General features: G+C 67.9%; 26 protein-coding genes. 14 read left to right on the forward strand and 12 right to left on the reverse strand.

Features of this window, described 5'->3' with window-relative positions; translation table 11 throughout:
- The first annotated feature begins 243 nt into the window (after positions 1 to 243).
- The 3 genes from MKD50_RS22370 to MKD50_RS22380 are packed head-to-tail and all read left to right on the forward strand — an operon-like array spanning position 244 to position 2,123.
- Entirely contained in the window at positions 244 to 687 is a 444-nt protein-coding gene (locus MKD50_RS22370; protein ID WP_252668696.1) for a VOC family protein, read from the forward strand.
- On the forward strand, positions 687 to 1,448 hold the full coding sequence (locus MKD50_RS22375) for a 16S rRNA (uracil(1498)-N(3))-methyltransferase (RefSeq protein ID WP_252668698.1): 762 nt from the start codon (positions 687 to 689) through the stop codon (positions 1,446 to 1,448). The genes MKD50_RS22370 and MKD50_RS22375 overlap by 1 nt, the downstream gene beginning before the upstream one ends.
- Before the next feature lie 57 nt (positions 1,449 to 1,505).
- Positions 1,506 to 2,123 carry a YidB family protein gene (locus MKD50_RS22380; RefSeq protein WP_240072605.1) on the forward strand — a complete coding sequence of 206 codons (618 nt, stop codon included), beginning with the start codon at positions 1,506 to 1,508 and terminating at the stop codon, positions 2,121 to 2,123.
- Positions 2,124 to 2,205: 82 nt separating this feature from the next.
- Here the strand turns inward: MKD50_RS22380 and MKD50_RS22385 are convergent, their stop codons facing one another.
- From MKD50_RS22385 to MKD50_RS22395, 3 genes are all read right to left on the reverse strand, one after another.
- Positions 2,206 to 2,823: a barstar family protein gene (locus tag MKD50_RS22385; protein ID WP_115704742.1), complete on the reverse strand. Its 618-nt coding sequence runs from the start codon at positions 2,821 to 2,823 to the stop codon at positions 2,206 to 2,208.
- Entirely contained in the window at positions 2,820 to 3,191 is a 372-nt protein-coding gene (locus MKD50_RS22390; RefSeq protein WP_115704744.1) for a guanyl-specific ribonuclease, read from the reverse strand. The genes MKD50_RS22385 and MKD50_RS22390 overlap by 4 nt, the downstream gene beginning before the upstream one ends.
- Positions 3,192 to 3,569: 378 nt before the next feature.
- Positions 3,570 to 5,891 carry an NADP-dependent malic enzyme gene (locus tag MKD50_RS22395; protein WP_115704745.1) on the reverse strand — a complete coding sequence of 774 codons (2,322 nt, stop codon included), beginning with the start codon at positions 5,889 to 5,891 and terminating at the stop codon, positions 3,570 to 3,572.
- 390 nt (positions 5,892 to 6,281) lie between these two features.
- Between MKD50_RS22395 and thiL the strand changes: the two genes are divergently transcribed.
- From thiL to MKD50_RS22410, 3 genes are all read left to right on the forward strand, one after another.
- Positions 6,282 to 7,262 (forward strand): thiamine-phosphate kinase, encoded by a 981-nt coding sequence (gene thiL / locus MKD50_RS22400; RefSeq protein WP_252668700.1) that lies wholly within the window; start codon positions 6,282 to 6,284, stop codon positions 7,260 to 7,262.
- Between the two features lie 124 nt (positions 7,263 to 7,386).
- Positions 7,387 to 7,953: a phosphatidylglycerophosphatase A family protein gene (locus tag MKD50_RS22405; protein ID WP_062801719.1), complete on the forward strand. Its 567-nt coding sequence runs from the start codon at positions 7,387 to 7,389 to the stop codon at positions 7,951 to 7,953.
- 47 nt (positions 7,954 to 8,000) lie between these two features.
- Complete coding sequence (locus tag MKD50_RS22410; protein WP_012353857.1) at positions 8,001 to 8,498, forward strand: CinA family protein; 498 nt, start codon at positions 8,001 to 8,003, stop codon at positions 8,496 to 8,498.
- A gap of 76 nt (positions 8,499 to 8,574) precedes the next feature.
- Here the strand turns inward: MKD50_RS22410 and pyrF are convergent, their stop codons facing one another.
- The gene (pyrF, locus tag MKD50_RS22415; protein WP_018006326.1) at positions 8,575 to 9,393 is read right to left on the reverse strand and encodes an orotidine-5'-phosphate decarboxylase; all 819 of its coding nucleotides are present in this window, start codon (positions 9,391 to 9,393) and stop codon (positions 8,575 to 8,577) included.
- Between the two features lie 218 nt (positions 9,394 to 9,611).
- On the opposite strand from pyrF, the gene MKD50_RS22420 reads away from it, so the two are divergent.
- On the forward strand, positions 9,612 to 10,511 hold the full coding sequence (locus MKD50_RS22420) for a DMT family transporter (RefSeq protein ID WP_240072607.1): 900 nt from the start codon (positions 9,612 to 9,614) through the stop codon (positions 10,509 to 10,511).
- A 566-nt stretch (positions 10,512 to 11,077) separates the two neighbouring features.
- Positions 11,078 to 12,040 (forward strand): magnesium/cobalt transporter CorA, encoded by a 963-nt coding sequence (gene corA / locus MKD50_RS22425; protein ID WP_018006324.1) that lies wholly within the window; start codon positions 11,078 to 11,080, stop codon positions 12,038 to 12,040.
- A gap of 11 nt (positions 12,041 to 12,051) precedes the next feature.
- On the opposite strand, the gene mtgA is transcribed toward corA, so the two are convergent.
- The 8 genes from mtgA to mpl all read right to left on the reverse strand — a co-directional run bounded on the left by mtgA (position 12,052) and on the right by mpl (position 20,543).
- Entirely contained in the window at positions 12,052 to 12,753 is a 702-nt protein-coding gene (gene mtgA, locus MKD50_RS22430; RefSeq protein ID WP_115704944.1) for a monofunctional biosynthetic peptidoglycan transglycosylase, read from the reverse strand.
- A gap of 89 nt (positions 12,754 to 12,842) precedes the next feature.
- The gene (aroE, locus tag MKD50_RS22435; protein WP_240072608.1) at positions 12,843 to 13,730 is read right to left on the reverse strand and encodes a shikimate dehydrogenase; all 888 of its coding nucleotides are present in this window, start codon (positions 13,728 to 13,730) and stop codon (positions 12,843 to 12,845) included.
- On the reverse strand, positions 13,730 to 14,662 hold the full coding sequence (locus MKD50_RS22440; RefSeq protein WP_252668702.1) for an energy transducer TonB: 933 nt from the start codon (positions 14,660 to 14,662) through the stop codon (positions 13,730 to 13,732). Before MKD50_RS22440 ends, aroE begins: the two co-directional genes overlap by 1 nt.
- A 136-nt stretch (positions 14,663 to 14,798) precedes the next feature.
- Complete coding sequence (locus MKD50_RS22445) at positions 14,799 to 16,901, reverse strand: ribonuclease catalytic domain-containing protein (protein ID WP_252668704.1); 2,103 nt, start codon at positions 16,899 to 16,901, stop codon at positions 14,799 to 14,801.
- Between the two features lie 228 nt (positions 16,902 to 17,129).
- Positions 17,130 to 17,870 (reverse strand): 3-oxoacyl-ACP reductase FabG, encoded by a 741-nt coding sequence (gene fabG / locus MKD50_RS22450; RefSeq protein WP_115704758.1) that lies wholly within the window; start codon positions 17,868 to 17,870, stop codon positions 17,130 to 17,132.
- A complete protein-coding gene (locus tag MKD50_RS22455) occupies positions 17,867 to 18,532 on the reverse strand; it encodes a chorismate--pyruvate lyase family protein (RefSeq protein WP_115704759.1) in 666 nt (221 codons plus the stop codon). The genes fabG and MKD50_RS22455 overlap by 4 nt, the downstream gene beginning before the upstream one ends.
- The gene (locus MKD50_RS22460) at positions 18,529 to 19,143 is read right to left on the reverse strand and encodes a YqiA/YcfP family alpha/beta fold hydrolase (protein ID WP_252668706.1); all 615 of its coding nucleotides are present in this window, start codon (positions 19,141 to 19,143) and stop codon (positions 18,529 to 18,531) included. Before MKD50_RS22460 ends, MKD50_RS22455 begins: the two co-directional genes overlap by 4 nt.
- Positions 19,144 to 19,154: 11 nt before the next feature.
- Positions 19,155 to 20,543 carry a UDP-N-acetylmuramate:L-alanyl-gamma-D-glutamyl-meso-diaminopimelate ligase gene (gene mpl, locus MKD50_RS22465; protein ID WP_240072613.1) on the reverse strand — a complete coding sequence of 463 codons (1,389 nt, stop codon included), beginning with the start codon at positions 20,541 to 20,543 and terminating at the stop codon, positions 19,155 to 19,157.
- Between the two features lie 189 nt (positions 20,544 to 20,732).
- Here mpl and MKD50_RS22470 point away from each other — a divergent pair, with 189 nt between their 5' ends.
- The 6 genes from MKD50_RS22470 (at position 20,733) to prmA (ending at position 25,853) form a co-directional block, all read left to right on the forward strand.
- Positions 20,733 to 21,422, forward strand: a complete 690-nt coding sequence (locus MKD50_RS22470; RefSeq protein WP_252668708.1) for a UDP-N-acetylmuramate--alanine ligase — start codon at positions 20,733 to 20,735, stop codon at positions 21,420 to 21,422.
- A 31-nt stretch (positions 21,423 to 21,453) separates the two neighbouring features.
- A complete protein-coding gene (locus tag MKD50_RS22475; protein ID WP_252668710.1) occupies positions 21,454 to 22,002 on the forward strand; it encodes a TlpA family protein disulfide reductase in 549 nt (182 codons plus the stop codon).
- 197 nt (positions 22,003 to 22,199) lie between these two features.
- Positions 22,200 to 22,685 (forward strand): type II 3-dehydroquinate dehydratase, encoded by a 486-nt coding sequence (gene aroQ / locus MKD50_RS22480; protein ID WP_115704764.1) that lies wholly within the window; start codon positions 22,200 to 22,202, stop codon positions 22,683 to 22,685.
- A 167-nt stretch (positions 22,686 to 22,852) separates the two neighbouring features.
- Positions 22,853 to 23,320, forward strand: coding sequence for an acetyl-CoA carboxylase biotin carboxyl carrier protein (gene accB, locus MKD50_RS22485; protein ID WP_115704765.1), 468 nt, complete (start codon positions 22,853 to 22,855; stop codon positions 23,318 to 23,320).
- A gap of 247 nt (positions 23,321 to 23,567) precedes the next feature.
- Positions 23,568 to 24,920: an acetyl-CoA carboxylase biotin carboxylase subunit gene (gene accC, locus MKD50_RS22490; RefSeq protein ID WP_115704767.1), complete on the forward strand. Its 1,353-nt coding sequence runs from the start codon at positions 23,568 to 23,570 to the stop codon at positions 24,918 to 24,920.
- 39 nt (positions 24,921 to 24,959) lie between these two features.
- Complete coding sequence (prmA, locus tag MKD50_RS22495) at positions 24,960 to 25,853, forward strand: 50S ribosomal protein L11 methyltransferase (protein ID WP_115704769.1); 894 nt, start codon at positions 24,960 to 24,962, stop codon at positions 25,851 to 25,853.
- The last annotated feature ends 1 nt before the right edge of the window (position 25,854 follow it).

Raw genomic sequence — 25,854 nt, forward strand, 5'->3', positions numbered from 1 at the left:
AGGGCGTTTCCGGACTCCCGGACGCCCCGTGGGCCGAGTCCGGGCGATCGTCGCTGGCCGCCCGCGCCACCGCATGCCGGCAACGGGAACCCATCCGCGCCGCGGCATGCCTGATGCTTCACCCTGCCGCCATGCCGCGCACGGTTGCGCGGCACTTCGACAGCGTAGCGCGGCACGCGTAAGATGCACTCTCGCACCGCGCGGCAGGCGCCGCGCCGGGTTTCCCGCAATCAGGAGACGATCATGACCAGACCGGCCAACACCCCCTGGCTCACCCCCTACCTGACCGTCGCCAACGGCCGCGCCGCCCTGGATTTCTACGGCCGCGCTTTCGGCTTCGCCCCCGGCAACGTGGTCGACGAGAACGGCGTTCCCACCCACGCCGAGATGCACTACCAGGGCCAGCTGGTGGTGATGTTCGCGCCCGAGGGCGCGTGGGGCAGCACTGCGCGCACGCCGCGCTCGCTCGGCGTGGAGTGCCCGCAGACCTTCTACGTCTATTGCGACGATGTCGACGCCATGCACCAGCGCGCGGTCGATGCCGGCGCGGTCAGCCTGATGGCGCCGGCCGACCAGTTCTGGGGCGACCGCTATTGCATGGTCGAGGACCCCGACGGCTACCGCTGGGGCTTCGGCAAGCCGCTGGCCCAGGCCAGCCAGGCAGGCCAGGCAGGCCAGGCAAGCTGATGGCGCCACGATTTTTTGTCGGCGGCGCGGACGCCGTGCTGGCCGCCGAGTCGGATTTCCCGTTGCCCGAACCGGTGGTGCGCCACGCGCAGGTGCTGCGCCTGGCGCCCGGCGACGCCATCACCCTGTTCGACGGCCGCGGCGGCAGCCACGCCGCCACGCTGGTCGAACTGGGCAAGCGCCACGCCCTGGCGCGTATCGGCGCGCATGACGCGGCCGAGGCCGAACCGCCCTTCCGCGTCACGCTGGCGCAGGGCCTGGCTGGCGGCGACAAGATGGACTGGCTGATCGAGAAAGCCGTCGAACTTGGCGTCGCGGCGATCCAGCCGCTGCAGGCCAGCCGCTCGGTGGTACGGCTGTCCGGCGAGCGCGCGCAAAAGCGCCAGGCGCACTGGCAGGCGCTGGTCCAGGCCGCCTGCGAGCAATGCGGCCGAAATCGTTTGCCGGCGGTGGCGGAGGTCACTAACTTGGATACGTGGCTGGCGCGCGTGGTGCAGGCCGGCAACGGCGGCACCAGGCTGCTGGTGTCGCCGCGTGCCGCGCAAGCGCTGCCGGCACTGGTGGCAGAACGGCGCGAGGCCTCGCTGGCCGATGGCGTCACCTTGCTGATCGGCCCGGAAGGCGGGCTGGCCCCCGAAGAAGAACAGGCCGCGCTGCAGGCGGGTTTCACCGGCGTGTCGCTCGGCCCGCGCATCCTGCGCACGGAAACTGCCGGGCTCGCCTGCCTGGCAACCCTGAACGCCTTGCTGGGCGGATTCTGACGACAGGGCCGCTCCGGCCCGGTGTCACCTTGCAACCCTGACTGAAAGGAGTCGACCATGGGACTACTCGATAGCGTGCTGGGCGGTGTGCTCGGACAGCTCGGCGGCGCGCGCGGAGAGAGCGGCCAGGCCGGCGGGCTCGACCCCAAGCTGATGATTGCGCTTGGCCTGCTGGCCACGCTGGCCATGCGCAGCCGCGCGCAAGGCGGCGATGCCGCCGGAGAGGCGCCCGCTTCCGATGATGGCCTGGGCGGGCTGGGCAGCCTCGGCGGGCTGCTGGGCGGCATGCTCGGCGGCGGCGCAGGGACCGCGCCGGGCGGCGCCACCGGCGGACTCGACCTGGGCTCGCTGCTGGGCGGCCTGCTGGGCGGCCAGGGCGGCGCACCGGCCAACAGCCAGGCGCTGGGTGCGGCCGCGGGCGGCATTGGCGCGCTGCAGCAGATCCTGGCGCAGGCCGGGCTCGGCGAACAGGTCGATTCATGGATCGGCAGCGGCGCCAACCAGCCGGTCACGCCATCGGCCCTGAGCGATGCGCTGAACGACACCGGCGCGCTGCAGTCGCTGGCGCAGAGCACCGGCATGTCGCAGGACGACGTCGCGGCACAGTTGAGCGAAGGCCTGCCGGAGTTGATCGACCGGCTCACGCCGCATGGGCACCTGCCGGCGCAGGAATAAGCGCCGCATCTGCCCCAACAAGCAAAAAGCCCGCATCAGCGGGCTTCTTGCTTGTTATGCCGTGGAACGTCAGCCGGCGCGCTCAGGCGAACGAATAGAACACGCGGAACTGCACCTTGCGCTCGCCCCAGAACTCGGCCGCGTCGCGGAACACGTCGAGCAGCACTTCGCGCGCTTCCTTGTCGAACTTCTGTGCGATCGGCAGGCCCTCCAGCACGATCACGAAACCTGGCTGCGGGCCGGCCTTGTAGATCATGTCGGTCAGGCAGTCGGCCAGCGCGTCGAAATTCTTGCCGAAATGCTTGGGGAAGGTGAACGAGGTCGCGATGGTTTCCAGGATCTCCGCCTTGCTCGCGCAATGCGCGCAATTGGCATAGAGGAAATGCTGGCCGAGATCGGCCGCGGCCTGGGCCAGTTCCGGCACGCGGAAGGCGCGGATCGACTGGACGATGTTCGGGCGCACCGTCTTAAACAGGTTCATGGCCCCCTCGCTGGTGCCGTCGTTCCAACCGGGACCGGCGGGCATGGCCACGGGCGCGGTCGCGGGGGGAAGTTTTTGCATGAGCTCCGGGCTCGGCATCATCAGCACGTTGTCGTATAGGTTCTGGGCCTGCTGCTGAGCCCGCTGCCAGCCATCTCCGGCGCCGCGCTCTTCGCGGGCGGCAAGGGCGTCGCCCAGTCCGAAAATGTCAGTCATCATTTGAGTATCCGTTTGAAGCTGTTGTAGTGGTCTTCCGTGTAGTAACAATCGTTGGCAGCGCGCTGTTCCCCGCCGCAGACGATCCGCTTGGCTCCCCGGTTCCGGCTCCTGGCGCTCTTGACCGTGTATTCGCGGTAATAACCGCGTTCTCTTTGCGGCAGGATGCGTTCGTAGTTGCCGAATCGCGAGCCGTCCTTGTCATACAGGAACGGGCCGCCGGCTTCGATGCGCTCCAGGGTCTGCCGCGCTTCGTTGGGCAACTGCTGCACTGCAATGGTTCCCAGCCCTTCGGTCTGCGCCTGGCGTGCCAGTGTCGGCTGCACCAGGGCCAGCACCAGCGCCGCGCCAGTCAGGGACCGGGCCAGCATGCGCGTTGCGTGCCGCATCGGAGAAACTTGGAAACCCACGTTGCTTGTCTTGGTTGAACCGGAAATCGAGCCTGCCGCTGGTTGGGTAGACGATCTGTCCGGGCCACCCTGGCCTGCCCCTCTGCGCTGCGTGAAGCGTCGCGCAAGGAATGCCGGCCGCACCGGGGCGCTCATGGCGAGCGCCTGTATCAAAGGCGTAAGGTTACGCGCATGCACGCAATTAATCAATCCCGGCGCTGTTGCAGCGCAATTTCTTCAATTGTTTCAATATGTTAAGCGTATGTGTGCGCATACTAACTGCGATCGCGAGCGATAAAAAAAGCCGGGCGAACCCGGCTTTTCGTCACCTTGGCCCGCGCCGGGCAAGGAACAAGCGGCTTAGCGCTTGGCGGCGGCGTCGACCACCACCAGCGACGTCATGTTGACGATGCGGCGCACCGTGGCAGACGGAGTCAGGATGTGGACCGGCGCCTTCACGCCCAGCAGGATCGGCCCGATCGCGACGTTGTTGCCCGCGGCAACCTTGAGCAGGTTGTACGAGATGTTGGCCGCGTCGATATTCGGGCACACCAGCAGATTGGCCTCGCCCTTGAGCGTGCCGTCCGGCACCAGCTGGTCACGCAGTTTCTGGTCGAGCGCGCAGTCGCCGTGCATTTCGCCGTCGATCTCCAGCTCCGGTGCCTGCTCGCGCAGAATCGCCAGGGTCTCCCGCATCTTGCGCGCCGACGGCGCCTCGGACGAGCCGAAGTTCGAATGCGACAGCAGGCCGACCTTGGGTTCGATGCCAAAGCGCTTCAGCTCCTCGGCGGCCATCAGCGTGATCGCGGCCAGTTCCTCGGCGCTCGGGTCGACGTTGACGTGGGTGTCGACCAGGAAGATCTGGCGGCCCGGCAGCACCAGGCCGTTCATTGCCGCATACACCTTGTTGGTGCCGCCCAGCACCTGGTCGATATAGCGCAGATGCGCCGCGGTGTTGCTGACAGTGCCGCAGATCATGCCGTCGGCCTCGCCCTTGTGCACCAGCATCGCGCCGATCAGCGTGGTGCGGCGGCGCATTTCCAGCTTGGCGTACTGCGGCGTGATGCCCTGGCGGGCCATCATGCGGTAGTAGGCGTCGGAATAATCGCGGAAGCGCTCGTCGTGTTCCGGGTTGACCACGGTGAAGTCCACGCCGGCGCGCAGGCGCAGGCCGAAGCGCTCGATGCGGTGCTGCAGCACGGCGGGGCGGCCGATCAGGATCGGGTTGGCCAGCTTTTCGTCGACGATCACCTGCACCGCGCGCAGCACGCGTTCTTCCTCGCCCTCGGCGAAGACGATGCGCTTCTTCTCCATCTCGACCTTGCGCGCGGCGGCGTAGATCGGCTTCATCACCGTGCCGGAGTGGTACACGAACTGCTGCAGTTGCAGGCGGTACGCGTCCATGTCCTCGATCGGGCGGGCGGCCACGCCGGACTTCATCGCGGCTTCGGCCACGGCCGGCGCCACCTTGACGATCAGGCGCGGGTCGAACGGCTTGGGGATCAGGTATTCAGGGCCGAACGACAGGTCCTGGATGCCATAGGCGGTGGCGACGATGTCGCTCTGCTCCTGGCGCGCCAGCTCGGCCAGCGCATTGGCCGCGGCAATCTCCATCTCGCGCGTGATGGTGGTGGCGCCGCAGTCCAGCGCACCGCGGAAGATGAACGGGAAGCACAGGACGTTGTTGACCTGGTTCGGGTAGTCGGTACGGCCCGTGGCCATCACCGCGTCCGGGCGCACTTCCTTGACCAGTTCGGGCGCGATTTCCGGATTCGGGTTGGCCAGCGCCAGCACCAGCGGCTTGTCGGCCATGCGCTGGACCATGTCCTGTTTGAGCACGCCCGCGGCGGAAAGACCCAGGAAGATGTCGGCGCCGTCGATGACCTCGCCCAGCTTGCGCTTGTCGGTTTTCTGCGAGAAACGGGCCTTTTCGGGGTCCATCAGCTCGGTACGGCCTTCATAGACCACGCCGGCCAGGTCGGTCACCCAGATGTTCTCGATGGGCAGGCCGATATCGACCAGCAGATCCAGGCAGGCCAGCGCGGCGGCGCCGGCGCCCGAGGCCACCAGCTTGACCTTGCTGATGTCCTTGCCGACCACCTTCAGGCCGTTGATGACGGCCGCGGCCACCACGATGGCGGTGCCGTGCTGGTCGTCATGGAACACGGGAATCTTCATCTTCTCGCGCAGCTTGCGCTCGACGTAGAAGCACTCCGGTGCCTTGATATCTTCCAGGTTGATGCCACCGAAGGTGGGCTCGAGCGCTGCGATGATCTGGACCAGCTTTTCCGGGTCCTTCTCGTCGATTTCGATATCGAACACGTCGATACCGGCAAACTTCTTGAACAGCCCGCCCTTGCCTTCCATCACCGGCTTGGACGCCGCGGCGCCAATGTCGCCGAGGCCCAGCACGGCGGTGCCGTTGGTGATCACCGCGACCAGGTTGCCGCGCGCGGTATAGCGGAACGAGTTGGCCGGATCGGAAACGATTTCTTCACAGGCCGCTGCCACGCCGGGCGAATACGCCAGGGCCAGGTCGCGCTGGTTCGACAGCGGCTTGGTCGGCGTGACCGAGATCTTGCCGGGGGTAGGAAACTCGTGATACTCGAGCGCCGCTTTGCGCAGCGCCTCGCGCTGCTGCTGTTTCAGATCGTCTTGGGACGGGGACTGTGGGCTGGTCATCGGCGCATCTTCCAATCGGTGGAGCCGTCATTGACAAGGCGGGGACGATCGGCGGACCGGCTCCACGCGTCCGCCCTTCTCTTCCTTTGGAACCCCACATTTTATATAGTGAAAAACTATTTCACAATAAGCGTTTTGCTTGGGGCACCTTTGCGATTCGGTACAATATGCCCCATCCTCCCGGGCAACACCAGCAAGCGTAGCGCCCAGCCGGCAAAGCGGCGCAGCGCATGGCGGTCATGGCTGTGATGCGCAGCAGTATCTTGCTGAAACACGCGACGCGCCCCATGCTGTTGCCGCGCGCCGCTGCGGCATTTGCCGGCAAACCCCGCTGATCTCCTGCCCAACCGCGCCGTCACTCCACCGCCCATCCCGGCACGCCGTCGATCCATGCCCAACGCCCAGCCCGCCCAGATTTCCGAATTCGACCTGATCCGCCGCTATTTCACCCGGCCGGTGCGCAAGGCTGCGCTCGGCGTGGGCGATGACTGCGCGCTGGTCGAGGGCCGTCCCGGCCACCATCTCGCCATCAGCACCGACATGCTGGTCAGCGGGCGCCATTTCTTCGCGGACGTGGCCCCGCGCGCGCTCGGCCACAAGGCGCTGGCCGTGAACCTGTCAGACCTGGCGGCCATGGGCGCCGAGCCCCGCGCCTTCACGCTGGCGCTGGCGCTCCCCGCGGCCGAGCCCGACTGGCTCGCCGAACTTGCAGCGGGCATGCTGGCGCTGGCCGACGAGCACGGTTGCGAACTGGTGGGCGGCGACACCACGCGGGGCCCGCTGACGCTGTCGCTGACGGTATTCGGCGACGTGCCGCTGCGCGCGGCGCTACGCCGCGACGCCGCGCGCCCCGGCGACGATATCTGGATCTCCGGCACCCTGGGCGATGCGCGGCTGGCGCTGGGCGACTGCCGCGGCGAATGGCTGCTGCCCGAACCCGAATTCAGCCAGGTCCGGCCGCGCATGGACGCGCCGACGCCGCGGGTGGCGCTGGGCATGGCCTTGCGCGGCGTGGCGCATGCCGCACTGGATATCTCCGACGGCCTGGTGGGCGACCTGGGTCATATCCTGACGCGTTCGCAGGTGGGCGCGCTGGTCGATGTCGATGCCCTGCCCCGCTCGGCAGTGCTGGCTGGCCAGCCCGATGCCATCCAGCGCGAGTGCGTGCTGGCCGGCGGCGACGACTATGAACTGTGCTTCACCGCGCCGGCCGGCCACCGCGACGCCATTGCGGCCATCAGCGATCGGCTGGCGCTGCCGCTGACGCGCGTCGGCGCGATCACGCCCGAGCCGGGCCTGCGGCTGGTCGACCGCGCCGGCAACCCGACCCGCTACGAAGGCGCCAGCTTCGACCACTTCGCTGCCCCCTGACACCGGGTCACAGGCATGTCATGATGCCGGCATCGGCGGCTGCGCGGGCACGGGAGTCCGCACGCATCGCAGCGCAAGCCGGCCATAACCATAAGCCGTATCCGCATCACACGAGCCAACTTTGATGTCCACCTTCCCTCCCGGGGCCGCGCCGCGCGACCCCGCCCTGACTCTGGAAGCCGGCCAGACCGTCAAGGTCACGCGCCCGAGCGCACGCTTCATGCTGGCGCATCCGGCGCACCTGATCGCCTTCGGCTTCGGTTCGGGCCTGTCGCCGGTCGGCCCCGGCACCGTCGGCACGCTCTACGCCTGGCTCTCGTTCGTGGTGATTTCGCTGTGGATCGAGCCTGCTACCTGGCTGTGGATCATCAGCGGCGGCTTCGTGCTGGGCCTGTGGGCATGCGCCCGCACCGCGCGCGACATGGGCGTGCACGACCACGGCAGCATGGTCTGGGATGAGATCGTGGCGTTCTGGCTGGTGCTGGCCTTTGTCATGCCGACCGGCTTCTGGGGCCAGTTCGCCGCCTTCCTGTGGTTCCGGCTGTTCGATATCGCCAAGCCGGCGCCGATCGGCCACTATGACCGTAGCCTGAAAGGCCCGGGCCTGCGCGGCGGCTTCGGCGTGATGTTCGACGACATCTTCGCGGCGTTCTACACGCTGCTGGTGTTTGCCCTGTGGCGCTCGTTCTGAGCGGCCAACGCCAAACTGATTCCTCCAAAACAACCCCTGCACCCATCATGTCCGTCAGCCGCCTGCTCGACCAGCTCGCCATCCAGGCCGGCGTCGCCCTAGCCGACAAATCCCTGATGCTGGCCACCGCCGAATCCTGCACCGGCGGCCTGGTCGCCGCCGCCATTACCGACGTGTCGGGCTCGTCGGGCTGGTTCGAGCGGGGCTTCGTCACGTATTCCAACGAGGCCAAGTCGACCATGCTGGGCGTGCCGGCCAAGCTGATCCGCGATCACGGCGCGGTCAGCGAAGAAGTCGCGCGCGCGATGGCTGAAGGGGCGCTGCTTAACAGCCGCGCGCAGGTTTCCCTGTCGATCACTGGGGTAGCAGGGCCCAACGGCGGCACCCCGGAAAAGCCCGTGGGCATGGTGTGCTTTGGCTGGAGCAACCGCATCACCACCATCGTCGAGACCCAGCGCTTTCCTGGGGACCGCGCACAGATCCGTCGCCAGGCGGCCGAGCACGCGATGCGGGGCCTGGTGGAGTTGCTGCGCAACGAGGCCTGAAGACCTGCCGGCGCAAGCCGCTCAAACGAAAAACCGCGCCAGCAGGCGCGGTTTTTTTTCGTGCCGCGTGCGGCGTTCAGCCGTGGCGGTAGCGATTGATGGTCTCGCGCGTCTGCAGCGCGACGTTGCGCGCCGCCGCGGCGAAGTCTTTCTCGCGGCTGGCGTACAGGATGGCACGCGACGAATTGATCATCATGCCGGTGCCGTCGGCGGTGCGACCAGCCTTCACCGTGGCCTCGATGTCGCCGCCCTGGGCGCCGATGCCGGGAATCAGCAGCGGCATGTCGCCGACGATCTGGCGCACCCGCGCAATCTCGTTGGGGAAGGTCGCGCCGACCACCAGGCCCATCTGACCGGTGGTGTTCCAGCGCTCGCGCGCGGCCTCGGCCACCAGCTGGTACAACGGCTTGCCGTCGACCTGCAGGAACTGGACGTCCGACCCGCCCGGGTTGGAGGTCCGGCACAGCACGATCACGCCGCGGCCCGGATAGGCGAGATACGGCTGCATCGAGTCGAAGCCCATGTACGGGCTGACCGTGACCGCATCGGCCTTGTAGCGCTCGAAGGCTTCCAGCGCATAGTGCTCGGCGGTCGAGCCGATGTCGCCGCGCTTGGCGTCCAGGATCACCGGAATGCCGGGGTGGGCGTCGTGGATATAGTGGATCAGTTGCTCGAGCTGGTCTTCGGCGCGCTGCGAATGGAAGTACGCGATCTGCGGCTTGAAGGCGCAGACCAGGTCGGCGGTGGCGTCGACGATCTCGCGGCAGAACGAGAAGATGGCGCCGCCGGCCCCGGTCAGGGACAGGGGAAGCTTGTGCGGGTCAGGATCGAGCCCGACGCACAGGAGGGAATCGTTGCGCTGCCAGGCGGCAGCAAGCTGCTCGGTGAAGGTCATGGGTACTCGGAATGTCCTGGTGGCGCCGGCGTCTCATCGTGAGGCCGATCCTGGTCGATCTTGGCCGATGGACTCGGCCGGCGCGGTTGGCCGCAGTGGCGTGAAAACCTTTCATCCCTGCAGCATATGTCGCTTTCGGCAATTTTACCCGCTGCGTGCTATCGTTTTGCGCTTCGTCTCAAAACAATGCGTGGCATCCCGCACAGCCGCGTCCCGTCATGTCTCTCGATCGCCGTGGTCTCTTCCTGCTTGTGGTGCTGACGCTCGCCTGGGGCATCAACTGGCCCATCATGAAAGTCGGCGTGGCGCATTTCCCGGCCCTGGGTTTCCGCCTGCTGTGCATGGCCGGCGGGCTGCTGGCACTGGGGCTGGCGCTGCGGCTGCGGGGCGATTCGCTGACGGTGCCGCGGCGCGAATGGGGCACGGTATTCCGGCTGGCGCTGCCAAACATGGTGATCTGGCACCTGTTCGCGATCTGCGCGGTCAAGCTGCTGTCGTCGGGCCGCGCCGCCATCCTGGGCTACACCATGCCGATCTGGGCGGTGGTCTGGGGCCTGGTGTTCTTCCGCGAGCGCATCGGCGCGTGGGCCTGGCTGGGCATCGGCTGCGCGCTGGCGGGCACGGTGCTGCTGCTGTCGGGCGAGCTCGCCGCGCTGACCGGCAGCCCCGCCGGCACGCTGCTGATGCTGCTGGCCGCGGCTGGCTGGGGCTTCGGCACCCAGCTGATGAAACGCACCCAGACCGACGTGCCGATCGGCGCCATGACCTTCTGGATGCTGGCGGTGACCCTGCCCTTCCTGGCGCTCGGTACGCTGCTGCTGGAAGACGGCTGGCGCATGCCCACCGCCATCGAATGGGCCGCGATCGCCTACAACGCGGTGGTGGTCTTCGCCTTCTGCCACCTGGTCTGGTTCGGGCTGGCGCGCAGCCTGCCGCCGGTGGTGTCGAGCCTGTCGATCATGTTTATCCCGGTGGTCGGCGTGTTCTCCGGGATGTGGCTGCTGGGCGAGCAGCCGCACTGGCAGGATTACGCCGCGATCGTGCTGATGTTCCTGGCGCTGTCCTCGGTGATGCTGGCGCCGCTGCTGTGGCGGCGTCTGCGGGGCGCTCTCGGCTAAGACCGGGGGGCACGTCCGGGAGCACACCACCGGTCGCGAGCCGGCAACGGCGCGCGCCCGTCGCGGAGATTTCACTTAACAAGCCACCCTCCGTTGGGCTACACTCGCGGCCATCACAATCCCGGAGAAATTACGTGGGCAGTAGCATCGGGTGTTCGAGTTGGCGCGGCAACGCTGCGACCTCTGCGAATGCCATGTCACTGCGGGCTGCGTAACGACGACCCGCCCGGAGCACCCGGCTCCGCGCTTCGTCGGCCTTGCCCGCAGTCAGAACTGCGGGCGAGTGTCTTTCCGTGCCACGGCGGCGCCTCCATGCGCGCCCACCGTGGCGGATCTTCCCTCTCCCGGCTAGCCAGCCAACCCAGGCAAACGCCATCGCCTTGTCCGCCTGCCGCGCGCAGCCACAGGACAGCGCGATCACGCTTGCCCGTGGCCCGGCCTCGCGCGGCATGCCGCGGGGCCATGACGGGGCATGACGCAATACCTGGGAATGCGGCGAGCCGCCTGCGCTTGTCTTCGCGCTTGTCTTTGTTTTTCGTCGCAATCAGCAATAAGGAATCCCGGGGATGATCAACCTGTTCGTCCTGCAAAAAGGCCGGCTTGCCCAGGAGCAGGTCGACGAGCGCAATGAGCTGCTGCAGCACAAGCCGATCTGGATCGATGTCGTCAATCCCGACGACGAGGAACTGAACTGGATCAAGGAAGCCTATGGCGTCGCCCTTCCTGAACTGGAAGACCTGGGCGACCTGGAAGCGTCCGCGCGTTATTTCGAGGGCGAGGACGAGAACATCCATATCCGCACCGACTTCCTGCTCGACGAGGAAGAGGTGTCGCGCAACGTGCGCGTCGCCTTCGTGCTGACCAAGGACGTGCTGTTCTCCATCCACGACGAAGACCTGCCGGTGTTCCGCCTGGTGCGGCTGCGCGCGCGCATGCGCCCGGGTTCGGTGCGCAACGCCAAGGACGTGCTGATGGACCTGTACGCGACCGATGCGGAATACTCGGCCGACTCGATCGAGGAAATCTACGAGCGCCTGGAAGAAGCCAGCCGCCGCGTGCTGGCCGAGAACGTGACCGATGCCGCCGCGGCCGACGTGCTGGAAACCATCGCGCGCGAGGAAGACCTGAATGGCCGCATCCGCCGCAACGTGATGGACACGCGCCGCGCGGTGTCCTTCCTGATGCGCAGCCAGCTGCTGTCGGCCGAGCAGCAGGACGAGGCGCGCCAGATCCTGCGCGACATCGACTCGATCGAGAACCACACCGCGTTCCTGTTCGACAAGATCAACTTCCTGATGGACGCCACCGTCGGTTTCATCAACATCAACCAGAACAAGATCATCAAACTGTTCTCGGTGGTGTCGGTGGCGCTGATGCCGCCCACGCTGATCGCCAGCATCTACGGCATGAACTTCAAGTTCATGCCGGAACTGGACTGGGGTGCCGGCTATCCGTGGGCGATTGCGCTGATGGCGGTGTCGGCGGCGATCCCGCTGGTGTATTTCCGCCGCAAGGGGTGGCTGAGCTGAGGCCGGCGGCTTCAGTCGGGCAGCGTCGCTGCCCCCATCCGCCGCGCGATGATGCCCGCCTTGGCGCGGAAGTTCACGCGCACGTTGGCGCAATACTCTTTCTTGTCGAAGCACTTGGGCGCGGGCAGCGCCGCCGCCAGGCGCGCTGACTGGCCCACGCTGAGCTTGTCTGCGCTGGTGCGGAAGTAGTGCTGCGCCGCGGCCTGCGCGCCGAACACGCCCTCGCCCCACTCCACCGAATTCAGATAGATCTCGTAGATGCGCTGCTTGTCCAGCCAGAACTCGAGCATCCACGTAATCGCTAGCTCCTGGCCCTTGCGCAGGTAATGTTGCTCCGACGACAGGAACAGGTTCTTGGCCAGCTGCTGCGTGATGGTGGAGCCGCCGCGCACGATGCGCCCGCGCTTCTTGTTGCGCTCCCAGGCATCGAGCATGGCATCGAGCTCATAGCCGGGATGGTTGACGAAGTCCGCATCCTCGCTGGCGATCACCGCGCGCTTGAGGTTGCGCGAGATGCGGTCGTACGGCACCCACTGCCGGTCGAGGCCGCAGCTCCACACGTTGATGCCGCACAGGCGCCAGCGCTCGGCGCGCATGAAGGTGGTGGTGGTGGGATCGAGGTACTGCCAGCTGGCGATCTGCACGAAGAAATACAGCTGCATCGCCGCCACGCCGGCGACCACGCAACCCAGCAGATAGCCGAGCCAGCGCACCGGATTCAAGACGGCGCGCGCCGGCGCCGCGTGGGTGCGGGCGGCACTGGCCGTGCGGTTGCGGTTGGCCACGGCTGGCGGGGGCCCGATCAGCCCTTGCGTTCGGCCTGCAGCGCGGCGCGCAGCTCGGCCAGCACGGGCGCGGTGCGGGGCCGCACGCCGCGCCAGATATAGAAGGCCTCGGCGGCCTGCTCGACCAGCATGCCGAGGCCGTCGCTGACGCGCGCGCCGCAGCGCGCGGCGAACTGCAGGAACACGGTGGGCTCGGCGCCGTACATCATGTCGTAGGCCAGCACGCCTTGGCCGAGCAGGAACTCCGGCACCGGCGGCACCTCGCCCTGCAGGCTGCTGGACGAGGCATTGATCACCACGTCGACGGCCTCGTCCTCGGACAGGCCCTCGAGCGCATCGAGGCCGCCGCCCCACAGCTCGACGCCATACTGGTCGGCCGCCTCGACAAACTCTTCGAGCATGTCGCTGGCGCGCGACGCGGTGCGGTTGGCCACCACGATGCGCGAAGGCCGGCATTCGATCAGCGGCAGCATCGCGCCCATGGCGGCGCCGCCGGCGCCGAGCAGCAGCACGCGCCTGCCTTCGATCAGGGTGTCGAGGTTGTCCTGGATATCGCGCACCAGGCCGATGCCGTCGGTGTTGTCGCCATGGATCAAGCCCTCCTCGATCCACAGCGTATTGACCGCGCCGGCGGCCTCGGCGCGCTCGGTCAGGCGGTCGGCCAGGTCATAGGCTTCCAGCTTGAACGGCACGGTGACGTTGCAGCCGAAGCCGCCGTCGGCGAAGAACTGGCGCACGGTGTCGGCAAACCCGTCCAGCGGCGCCTCCAGCCGGTCATATTGCACGGCCTCGCCGGTCTGGCGCGCGAAGGCGGCGTGGATGGCCGGCGAGCGGCTGTGCGCGACCGGATTGCCGATCACCACATAGCGGTCGGCGCTGGCTTGGGAAGGGTCAGTGGATGTCATCAGCGTGCCTGCAAGCGGGTTTCCAGCCCGCTGCGCGAAAACTTGAAAGTGGATATGACTTCGAGAATGTCCTGGCGCGCCGACATCTCCGCGGTAAAGGCGCCGAACGGCGCGGCCGCGCGCACGATCGCCACCGCCTGACGGTCCAGCGCGGGATCGCCCGAGCTCTTGACCACGTCGATGGCGTCGACGTTGTAGCCATCGCGGTTGTAGCCGAGCTTGCCCAGCCGGTTGACGTTGATCACCAGGATCAGCTGGCCGTAGAGCGGCTTGCCGTTACGTTGCGGGAAATCCGTGGTGCCGCGCGCCTCGATCTTGCGGCGCAGCCGGTCGTAATACTGCGCGTAGTCGACCGCCTGCGCGCTGGTGGCGGTCAGCTGGAAGCGCTTGGGCCGCTTGGCGTAGTGCTCCAGGTTGCGGCCGATCTCGGCTTCCAGCTTCGCCATCTCGTCGGCCGAGGTGCGCTCGTCCTGGCCGCGCTGCGGCGTGTCCTGGCGTTTCTCGCCGGGCTTGAGCGTCTGGTTGCGCACCGCCGGCGCGGCCTCGCGCGCCTGGGTCAGCAGGCGCTGCTGCTCCTGTTCGAGCTGCTCGACCCGGCGCTGCACCTGGCGCACCAGGTCGCCCTCCTGCGTCAGGGTCTGCGCCGGCAGCGGCGTGGTGGCGCGCTGCCGGTCATGGTCGCCGCCGCCGTCCAGGTTGGCCTGCGCCAAAGCGGTCGGGTTGCGCGGCTTCTGCGCCGACTTGGCATTGACCAGCACCACGTCCAGCGCGGCGTCGCTGCGCTTGATCTCGAACACTTCCGGCGCGGCCACCCGCACCATCAGCAGCAGCGCGTGCACGGCCACGGAAATGGCCAGCGCCCGGGCCAGCATACTGCTGTTGTGCCACCTGGCATGCCACCAGGGGCGGGAAGCGGCGAGAGTGGCGTTCACGATGGATGGATGAGGACTCGGGAGACAACCGCGGCGGCACCGGCCGGTGCCGGCTGGCAGAGCGGACCGGCGGGCCCGCGGGTCCGGCCTGGACCCGACCCGCATTGTAAGGGAGCCCCGCGGATTTCCGAAGGCTTCAGCTGGCCGCCGGGGTGCCGGTGTCGCGCTCGCCCGACGCCTTGCCGGCGGCGTCGCCATCGGCTTCGGCCGGCTCCTGATCCGGCACGCCCGCGGCGTGCTCGGCGGCTTCCTCGGCCGCCGCCTCGGCTGCGGCTTCGGCGGACATTTCAGCGGCTTCCTCGTCGCTTTCCAGTTCTTCTTCGGGGACTTCGCCTTCACCGGCGAAGATCTCGAGCACCCGGCAGGAGACCTCCAGCGTGATCTCGTCGGTCTCGCCGATCTCCAGCAGCACCTGGGTGCCGCGCTGCGCCTGCACCAGCTCGGGCACGCGCGTGACCAGCGGGATCTCGGTGAAGCGCACCGCCCCTTCCTTGAGCACCGAGGCCACCATGCGCTCGCGGTTTTCCTGCTTGAGCCAGCGCAGGCACCAGTAGCGCTCCATGGTCGACTGGTGGTCGGCGTAGGCGGCGTAGGTGCCTTCGAAGTCGGCCACCGCGGCCAGCAGGTCGGCGTCCTTGGGCTTGAACGGTGCCACCAGCTTGGCGGTCACGCCGTGCTGGGCCACCGCCAGGATCTGCCACTGGTTGACTAGGTCGACATAGCGGCGCAGCGGCGAGGTGCTCCACGCGTACTGCGCCACACCCAGGCCTTCGTGCGGCGCCGGATAGGTCTGCATGCGCGTGCGGTGCATGCCCCATGCCTTTTGCGTGCGGTAGATGCCGGGCACGCCATGGTCGGCCAGCAGCTTGCCCCAGGTGCTGTTGGCCAGGATCATCATCTCGGCCACGATCTTGTCCAGCGGCGAGCCGCGCTTGCGCTGCTCGATGCGCACGCGCTGGCTGCCGTCGGCCTGGTCGTCCAGGTAGAAATTGAAATCCGCGCGGTTGTGGGTCTCGGGACGCAGGCCGCTGGCCAGGCGCGCCCGCTGGCGCTCGTCGTACAGGTAGCCGGCAAAGTGCCACAGCCGGGTCAGCTCCTCGCGGAACGGGTAGTCGCCGGTGCCCTGGGCGAGCGAGGCCTCGGTGATGACATCGTCGAGCAGGTTGTGGCGCAGGTTGGCGGCGATCGGCACCATCTCGGCGCGGGTCTCGCTGCCGGTGATCAGCCACACCGACGGGTCCACCGTCACGTACAGCGACAGCGCCGGGCAAACCCGGCCTTCCTGCAGCGTGTAGCGCTCGACCACCGGGTCCGGCAGCATGGTGATCTTGTCGCCCGGAAAATAGACCGTCGACAGGCGCTGGCGCGCGATCGCGTCGAGCGGCTCGCCGCGGCGGATGCCCAGCGCCGGCGCGGCGATATGGATGCCGATGCGCAGCTTGCCGTCGGGCAGCTGCGTTACCGACAGCGCGTCGTCGATCTCGGTGGTGGTGACGTCGTCGATCGAGAACGCCTCGACCTCGGCCAGCGGCAGGTCGGCCGGCGGCTCGGGCACGTCGGTATCGGCAAAGCCGGTGCCCTTGGGGAAGCACTCGGCGAGGAACTTGGCCTCGTGCAGCGCGCGCGCGCTGGCAACTCCGCCGGCGGCCACCATCAGCCGCATCGGCGACATGCCGAGAGCGCTGCAGGCGGCGTCCATGGCCTTGTATTCCAGACTGTTCTTGTCGGGCTTGAACAGCAACTGCAGCACCTTGTTGCGGAACGATTCCGGCAACGTCAGCGCCTTCAGCTGTTCCTCATACTCGGCCTGCACCAGCGCCTGCTGGCGCTTGCGCTCGAGCGCGGCCAGCGCGGCCTTGAGCTGGTCTTCGGGCGCGCGCTGGTAGCGACCGCGGCCCTTGCGGCGGAAGTACACCGGATTGCCGTGCAGCGCCATCGCCAGCGCCGCCTGCTGCACCGCGCCGGGCTCCGCCCCGTAGTATTCGGCGGCCAGCTCGGCAAAGCCGAATTCGGCCTCGGGCGCGCATTCCCACAGGAAGTCCAGGTCGATCTCGGCCACCATGTCGCCGGTCTGGCGCACCAGCTCGGGCGCCGACGGCTGCGCGAACTGCAGCAGCACGTCGCGCGACTTGACCTTGGTGCGCTTGCCGGCCGGCAGCTCCACCTGGTAAGCCTCGCCCTGCTGGTTCAGCACGGTGCCGGCGCGGATCTCGCCGCCTTCTTCGAACAGCAACTGCATCGATCGGTACTTTCAACTATGCGCGGAACCGCGCCGGGCGGCCCTGTGGCCAGCGCTGGAGCGGATTCCTGTGGGAGAAATGGTGCCACCGCACGCACCCGCCATCGACGCGTGCGACCGGCAACGGCTGGGGGGCGCGTGTGCCTGCCGGTGGCCTGCCGGTGACTGGCAAAGACCCGGCCTGAGACCTGGCATGATACCGCACCACGGTGCGGCCGCCCTCCGGGCTCAGAGCGACATGCCGCCGCTGGCCTCGATCGCCACGCCGTTGACGTAGCTGGCGTCGTCGCTGGCCAGGAAGGCGTAGATGCTGGCGATCTCGGCCGGCTCGGCCAGCCGGCGCAGCCAGCACGACGACTTCATGCCGTCCAGCACCTTGTCCGGCACGGTCTGCAGGATCTCGGTGTTGACGAAGCCCGGGCACACCGCGTTCACGCGCACGCCCTTGGGGCCCAGCTCGCGCGCCCAGGTCTTGGTGAAGCCGATCACGCCGAACTTGCTGGCCGCGTAGTTGGTCTGGCCGAAATTGCCGTACAGGCCGACCACGCTGGAGGCATTCAGGATCACGCCCTTGCCCTGCTCGGCCATCAGCCCGGCCACGGCCTGCGCGCAGTTGAATACGCCTTTCAGGTTGACGTCGATGACGGCATCGAACTGGGCCTCGGTCATCTTGGCCAGGCGCGCGTCCTTGGTGATGCCGGCGTTGTTGACGAGGATATCGACCCGCTCGTGGGCCGCCAGCACGGCCGCCACCATGGCATCGACCTCGTCGCGGCGCGTCACGTCGACGCGGTAGGCCGATACGGTGGCGCCGGTGGCCGCCAGCCTGGCGGCGGCCTCGCGCACGCGCGCTTCCTGTACATCGCACAGCACGACGATGGCGCCGTCTTCGGCAAAGCGCTGCGCGGTGGCAAAGCCGATGCCGGCGGCGGCACCAGTGATGATGGCAACCCGACCCTGCAGTTTCATCTCGTGGTCTCTTTCTTGATTTCGGTAGTGTGTGTCGAAACAGGGCTTCGGTCTGTCGTCCGCATATATTTGGGATGCGGTACCGCCTCGGTCCCCGGGGACGGCCGCGACAGCAGGTCCGGCAGGAACACTTCTGTCACGAGCATGACGCCACCGCCGCGCCGGAACACCGAGCGCCGCGCGGTCAGCATGGGCACTGACGCCATGGCCGGCAGCACGCGGTGCAGGGCCTGGCGCAGCGGGTGGTGCGGCAGCAGCCGCGCAAACTGGAACGGCTCGCGCCGCACCGCCGGATCGACGAACAGGCGTCCGCCCAGCGGACGCTCGCCCAGCCCGCGCAGGAACGGCCAGTCGCGGCGCGCATGGCGCAGGCGCACCACGGTGTGGGCGAATACGGCGGGAATGTCGTCGCAGATCAGCAGCACCTCGCGCGTCAGCGCGGGCGTGCGGTCGGACTGGCCCAGCGCCTGCCATTCGTCGGCCAGCGGGCGCTGCGGCGCCTGCAGCAGCCGCGCCACGCGAAATCGCGCCGACGCGGCCACCAGCCGCGCCGTCAGCGAGCCGTCATCGCCGGTGACCCAGCGCCGCAGGTTGGGCGGGATGGCCGCGTCGAAGGCAAGGTGCGGGCTCCAGCCGCAGCGGCGCACGGACTGCGCGCTCATGCCGCGCCGGTGCCGGCCGGCGTCTTGCCGCCGGGACCATAGCCGCAGAAGGCGAGGACATCGTCGACGTAGTCGGCAAACTCGCTGATGCCGTGGTCGCTGCCCTCGATTACGCGGATCTTCGCGCCGGGGCAGGCATCGACCATTTCGCGGTAATCCAGCACCTCGTCGCCGGTGGCCGCGATCAGGTAGTAGCGCTCGGGCCGGGTGAGGGTGTCCACGCGCAGGTCCAGCACTTCCTGCAGGTGGCGGCGCTCGACCGTGACCGAGCCGCCGCCGTGCCACAGCGGCTGCTCGCCAAGGTAGCTCTCCAGATCGGTCCAGGGATGGATGGCGGGGTTGAGCAATACGGTCTTGCAGCCGTGCCGCTCGCCGAGCCAGCGCGCATAGAAGCCGCCCAGCGACGAGCCGACGATGGCGATTTCCTGGTCGCCGCCCGCCCGCGCGGCCTGGATCGCCGCCTCGGCCTGGGCCATCGCCAGCGCCGGCGAGACATTGAGCGTGGGACAGGCGTAGTAGCGGCCCACGCCCCACTCGCGCATGCGCGCCTGCACCAGCTGGGCCTTGAACGACTGGGGTGAAGAGCGGAATCCGTGCAGATACAGCAGCATGGCGAGTCCGGTCAGCCCGCGGCGCCCTGGGCCAGCGCGTCGAGCAGCTTCTGGTGCACGCCGCCGAAGCCGCCGTTGCTCATCACCAGCACATGGTCGCCCGGCCGCGCCGCGGCGCGCACCGCCCGCACCAGCGTGCCCAGGTCCTGGAACGCGGTGGCGGTGCTGCCCAGCGGCGCCAGCGCTTCGGCCAGGTCCCAGCCCAGCGCGTCCTTGCCGGCGGGAGCGCCGTAGCCGAACACCAGGTCGGCCTGCTCCAGGCTGGCCGGCAGCTGCGCCTTCATCACGCCCAGCTTCATGGTGTTGGAACGCGGCTCCAGCACCGCCAGGATGCGGGCATTGCCGACGCGGCGGCGCAGCCCGTCCAGCGTGGTCTGGATCGCGGTGGGATGGTGGGCGAAGTCGTCGTAGACCGTGACGCCGCCGGCCACGCCGCGCACTTCCATGCGGCGCTTGACGTTGGCGAAGCGCGACAGCGACGCGATCGCCTGCGCCGCCGGCACGCCGACATGGCGCGCGGCAGCGATTGCGGCCAGCGCGTTCATGCGGTTGTGGGTGCCCTGCAGGTCCCACACCACCGTGCCCTCGACGGCGTCGCCGAACCAGACATCGAACGCGTCCTTGCCCGGCGCCGCCTCGCTGCCGGCGGCGTCGCTCTCGCGCCAGTCGCCCACGCCGAACTGCTCGACTTCACTCCAGCAGCCACGCTCCAGCACTCGCGCCAGGCTTTCCTCCACGCCATTGACGACGATCCGGCCCTGGCCCGGCACAGTGCGCACCAGGTGATGGAACTGGGTCTCGATCGCGGCCAGATCCGGGAAGATGTCGGCGTGATCGTATTCCAGGTTGTTCAGGATGGCGGTGCGCGGGCGATAGTGGACGAACTTGCTGCGCTTGTCGAAAAACGCCGTGTCGTACTCGTCGGCCTCGATCACGAAGAAGTCCGACTCGGTCACGCGCGCCGAGATGCCGAAGTTCTGCGGCACCCCGCCCACCAGGAAGCCAGGGTTGTAGCCGGCGTCCTCCAGGACCCAGGCCAGCATCGAGGTGGTGGTGGTCTTGCCGTGGGTGCCGGCCACCGCCAGCACCCACTTGCGCGCCAGCACGTGCTCGCCCAGCCATTGCGGGCCCGACACATAGGGAAGGTTGCGGTCGAGGATGGCCTCCATCAGCGGATTGCCGCGCGAGACCACGTTGCCGATCACGAACAGGTCCGGCTCCAGCGACAGCTGGGCGGGGTCGAAGCCCTCGATCAGTTCGATTCCCTGGGCTTCGAGCTGGGTGCTCATCGGCGGGTAGACGTTGGCATCGCAGCCGGTGACGCGGTGGCCAGCCTGCTTGGCCAGCACCGCCAGGCCGCCCATGAAGGTGCCGCAGATGCCAAGGATATGAATATGCATGGGTTCCCGGAAAGACTTGAAGCCCGCAGGCGTGGGGATTCGGGCCCGGCGGCGCGGCGGCTGGGTTGGAGCCTTGTGATGCGGCGGGGCCGGGCAGGAAGCCTTCGATTGTACCCGAGCGCCAGCGCCCTTCCCTGCACTGCGGCAGCGCGCCCACCGCGCGTGCGGACGCCTCCGGTATCATGGGGCATGAACCGACGTACCGCCCCAGACCCCACCCGCCTGCGCGAGGAAATCGCCCAGGCAGCCGCCCGCATGATTGCCGAGGACGGTGCCGACTACGCTACCGCCAAGCGCAAGGCCGCGCGCCAGGTGCTGGGCGAACAGCGCGTGCCGGGTGAATGGCTGCCCGACAATGAACAGGTCGAGGCCGAAGTGCGCGCCTACCAGGCGCTGTTCCACGCCGACAGCCAGCCGCGCGTGCTGGCGCTGCTGCGCCGGCTGGCGGTGATGGCGATGCAAGACCTGGCGCCGTTCCGGCCCTATCTGGCCGGCGCGGTGCTCAACGGCACCGCCACCGAACACTCCGATGTCTACCTGCAGTGCTTCTGTGACAGCGCCAAGGACGTCGCGCTGCACCTGATCAACGCTGGGGTCGACTTCGAAACCAGCGAAAGCCGCCACTTTGGCGGCCGCGGCGAGGTCGAGACCCTGAGTTTCCTGTGGAAGGGCCAGTGGCCCGACCGCCGCGAGGCGCGCCTGCTGGCGGGCGAGGTCCGCGCGGAACTGGGTGCGCCAGTCGGCATCCATATAGCACTGTATGATGCCGTCGATGAACGCGGCGCAGTGCGCACTGATGCCTCCGGGCGCACCGCTCGCGCCGATGTGCAGGCCGTGCAGGCCCTGTTGGATGCCGCTGACGCCGCCGGCAACGCCTGATACCGCCGTCTTATCTTCTACTGGTCAAGCCATGACTGAAACCGTTGCCCCGCCCGTCCGCCGTTCGCGTCTCTGGCTGTGGATCGCTGTCGCCGTGATCGCCTGTGCCGCCGGGGCGCTGGCCGGACATTTCGTGTTCTCGCCAAAGCCCGCCAACGATCAGGCCGTCGAAACCTTGTTCCAGTCGCGCCTGCCGGATCCTGCAGGAACGGAACTGGACCTCGGCAAGCTTCGCGGCAAGACCGTGGTGGTCAACTTCTGGGCGCCGTGGTGTGGCCCGTGTGTCGAGGAAATGCCCGAGCTCACCGCCCTGCATGAAGAGTTCAAGCACCGTCAGGTTGAATTTGTCGGCATCGGTATCGATTCGGCGGCGAACATCCAGCAGTTCACCCAGAAGGTGCCGGTTGCGTATCCGCTGGCCGTGGCAGGCTTCGCCGGCACCGAGCTGTCCCGCAATTTCGGCAACAGCGCCGGCGGGCTGCCCTATACCGTCGTTATCAATCCGGATGGATCGGTGAAGTATCGCAAGATGGGGCGGGTCTCCGCGGACGAACTGCGTGCCGTTCTGCCGCGCACCTAATTCGTTTCTACTGCCAACATCCCAGAATTTCGGCGTTCTTCATGTATTTGCGTCATTGGCGGAGCGCGCCGGTGCGAAAGTGCTCAAAAGGCCGCCAACAGCGTATGGAGGGTCGCCCAGCCCTGTATCCCGTGCTAGACAAATCCCTCTAAGCTACGGTAATCTCCGCGCAATTTCGTTGATCTGGTCGAGCCGCCGTGACTGCATCCCGCTCTATCCGTCGCTCACCCCGCTACCACAAGGTGCTGGTCCTGCATGGGCCGAACCTTAACCTGCTGGGGACGCGCGAGCCGGAGACCTACGGGCACACCACGCTGGCCGATATCGACGCGGCCCTGGCAGAACGCGCGGCGAAAGCCGGGGCGTCGCTGCAGACGTTCCAGTCCAACCACGAGGGGGCACTGGTGGACCGCATCCATGCCGCCCGCGCGGAAGGGGTCGAGTTCATCATCATCAACCCGGCTGCCTATACGCATACCAGCGTGGCACTGCGCGATGCGCTGGCTGGCGTGGCGATCCCGTTCGTCGAGGTGCACCTGTCGAACGTGCACCGGCGCGAAAGCTTCCGGCACCACTCCTACTTCTCGGACGTGGCGGTCGGGGTGGTCTGCGGGCTTGGCTGGCAGGGTTACCTGCTGGCGCTGGACTATGTATTGGGCCAGGAGCAGCCCCCGGGGAGCTGAACCCCCACAAGGATTATTTCGACAACCTGCGCGCGCCGCCCGGCGGCCTGCGCCCGTTGGCGTGCCTCGGCACGGCGGGCGCGGATTTCCGGTGGCCGGCACAACGATTGTTCCGCCGCGGCCCGTCCCGGACCGCGGCGGAAAACCCGATTCAGGAGGATAAAAAGATGGACCTGCGCAAGCTGAAGACGCTTATCGACCTGGTGGCCGAATCCGGCATCTCCGAGCTGGAAGTCACCGAAGGCGACGGCAAGGTACGCATCGTCAAGCAACCGCCGCAAGTCATCGCCGCGCCGATGGCCATGCCCCAGATGCAGGCCCTGCCCGCCGCCGCGCAGCCCGCGGCCGCCCCTGCTGGCGCCGCAGCACCGGCTGCCGAGCCGGTTGCGCAGCTTCCCGCCGGCCATGTGGTGACTTCGCCGATGGTGGGCACGTTCTACCGTGCCCCGTCGCCGGGCGCCGCGCCCTTCGTCAACGTCGGCGACACGGTCAAGGAAGGCCAGACCGTCTGCATCATCGAAGCCATGAAGCTGCTCAACGAGATCGAGTGCGACAAGGCCGGCGTCATCAAGGAAATCCTGGTCGAGAACGGCCAGGCGGTGGAATACGGCCAGCCGCTGTTCGTCATCGGCTGATCCTGGCCGGCATGCCGGGCCCCGATGCTGCAGCCTGCCGCGCCCGCGGTCCACTGCGGCCTTGCCCGCGCGGCATGCCAGGGCGCTTCCCGCGCCACGGACGTTGTGGGCTTAGCGGCCCGTTCCGTGCAGTTCCATGCAGTTCCCGCAGTCTCGCCGCCCGGGTGGCCACCGGCCATCGCGGAGCGCGCCCGGCGCGCCATGGCGCCACGCAGCGGGACCGCTACTGTTCTCGCAGAGAGAGACCATGTTTGAAAAAATTCTGATCGCGAACCGCGGCGAAATCGCTCTTCGCATCCAGCGCGCCTGCCGCGAACTGGGCATCAAGACGGTCGTGGTGTACTCCGAGGCCGACAAGGAGGCCAAGTACGTGCGCCTGGCAGACGAAGCCGTCTGCATCGGCCCGGCCCCGTCGCCGCTGTCGTATCTGAACATGCCCGCCATCATCTCGGCCGCCGAGGTGACCGATGCGCAGGCCATCCACCCCGGCTACGGCTTCCTGTCCGAGAACGCGGACTTCGCCGAGCGCGTGGAAAAGTCCGGCTTCGTCTTCATCGGCCCGACCGCCGACAGCATCCGCCTGATGGGCGACAAGGTCTCGGCAAAGCAGGCCATGATCAAGGCCGGCGTGCCGTGCGTGCCCGGCTCGGACGGCGCCCTGCCCGACGATCCCAAGGAGATCCTGGCGACCGCGCGCCGCGTCGGCTACCCGGTGATCATCAAGGCCGCCGGCGGCGGTGGTGGCCGTGGCATGCGCGTGGTGCATACCGAAGCCGCGCTGATCAACGCCGTCAACATGACGCGCGAAGAAGCCGGCCGCGCCTTCGGCAATCCCGAGGTCTACATGGAGAAGTTCCTCGAGAACCCGCGCCATGTGGAAATCCAGATCCTGGCCGACCAGCACAAGCAGGCCATCTGGCTGGGCGAGCGCGACTGCTCGATGCAGCGCCGCCACCAGAAGGTGATCGAGGAAGCGCCCGCACCGCATATTCCGCGCCGCCTGATCGAGCGCATTGGCGACCGCTGCGCCGAGGCCTGCAAGAAGATGGGCTATCGCGGCGCCGGCACGTTCGAGTTCCTGTACGAGAACAACGAGTTCTACTTCATCGAGATGAACACGCGCGTGCAGGTCGAGCACCCGGTCACCGAGATGATCACCGGCATCGACATCGTGCAGGAACAGATCCGCATCGCCTTTGGCGAGAAGCTGCGCTTCCGCCAGAAGGACGTGCAGTTCCGCGGCCACGCGATCGAATGCCGTATCAACGCCGAGGACCCGTTCAAGTTCATTCCGTCGCCGGGGCGCATCACCGCCTGGCACATGCCCGGCGGCCCGGGTGTGCGGGTCGACTCGCACGCGTATGATGGTTACTTCGTCCCGCCCAACTACGATTCGATGATCGGCAAGATCATCACCTACGGCGCCACGCGCGAGCAGGCCATCGCCCGCATGCGCATCGCGCTGTCGGAAATGGTGGTGGACGGCATCCTGACCAACGTGCCGCTGCACCGCGAGCTGATGATGGACGCCAACTTCGTTGAAGGGGGCACCAGCATCCATTATCTCGAGCATCGCCTGGCAGAGCGCGCGAAGGCCTGAGCACCGGTCAAAGCAACCCGCAGCAACAGAAGGAAGCCCGTGGCATTTCAGGAATGTGTGATCGAAGTGGCGCAGGACCAGGCCGAAGCCTGGTCTGACGCCCTGTTCGACCTCGGCGCGCTGTCGGTTTCGGTGGAAGACGCCGACGCCGATACGCCCGATGAGCAGCCGCTGTTTGGCGAGCCCGGGCTGGAACCGAAGCAACTCGCGTGGAACCGCTCGCGCGTGGTCGCGCTGTTCGGCGACGACGCCGATCCGGCCGTGGTGGTTGCAGCCGCCGCCAACCAACTCGGCATCGACCCGGTGCCGCCGTACCAGCTGCGCGCGGTCGAGGACCAGGACTGGGTGCGGCTGACGCAATCGCAGTTCGAGCCGATCCGCGTGGGCGAGCGCATCTGGGTGGTGCCGTCGTGGCACGACGCGCCCGAACCCGACGCCGTGGTGCTGGAGCTCGACCCGGGCCTGGCCTTCGGCACCGGCAGCCACCCCACCACGCGGCTGTGCATGCAGTGGCTGGAGCAAAACCTGAAGCCGGGCGAAACCGTGCTCGACTACGGCTGCGGCTCCGGCATCCTGGCGATCGTGGCGCGCAAGCTGGGCGCGGGCGACACGGTCGGCATCGACATCGACCCCAACGCCGTGGAAGCGTCGCGCTACAACGCCGAACGCAACCGAGTCGAAGCGTCGTTCGCGCTGCCGGAATCGGTGTCCGAAGCCAGCTACGACCTGGTGGTCGCCAATATCCTTTCCAACCCGCTCAAGCTGATGGCGGCCATGCTGAGCGCGCGGGTGCGCGCAGGTGGGCGGCTGGTGCTGTCCGGCGTGCTCGAGCGCCAGGCCGAGGAAGTCGCCGCGGCCTACGCGCCCTGGCTGCCGCTGACGGTATGGCGCAGCGAGGAAGGCTGGGTCTGCCTGCACGGCACCCGCCCCTGAT

It is taken from the genome of Cupriavidus mimosae (assembly GCF_023952485.1).
GTDB lineage: Bacteria > Pseudomonadota > Gammaproteobacteria > Burkholderiales > Burkholderiaceae > Cupriavidus > Cupriavidus taiwanensis_C.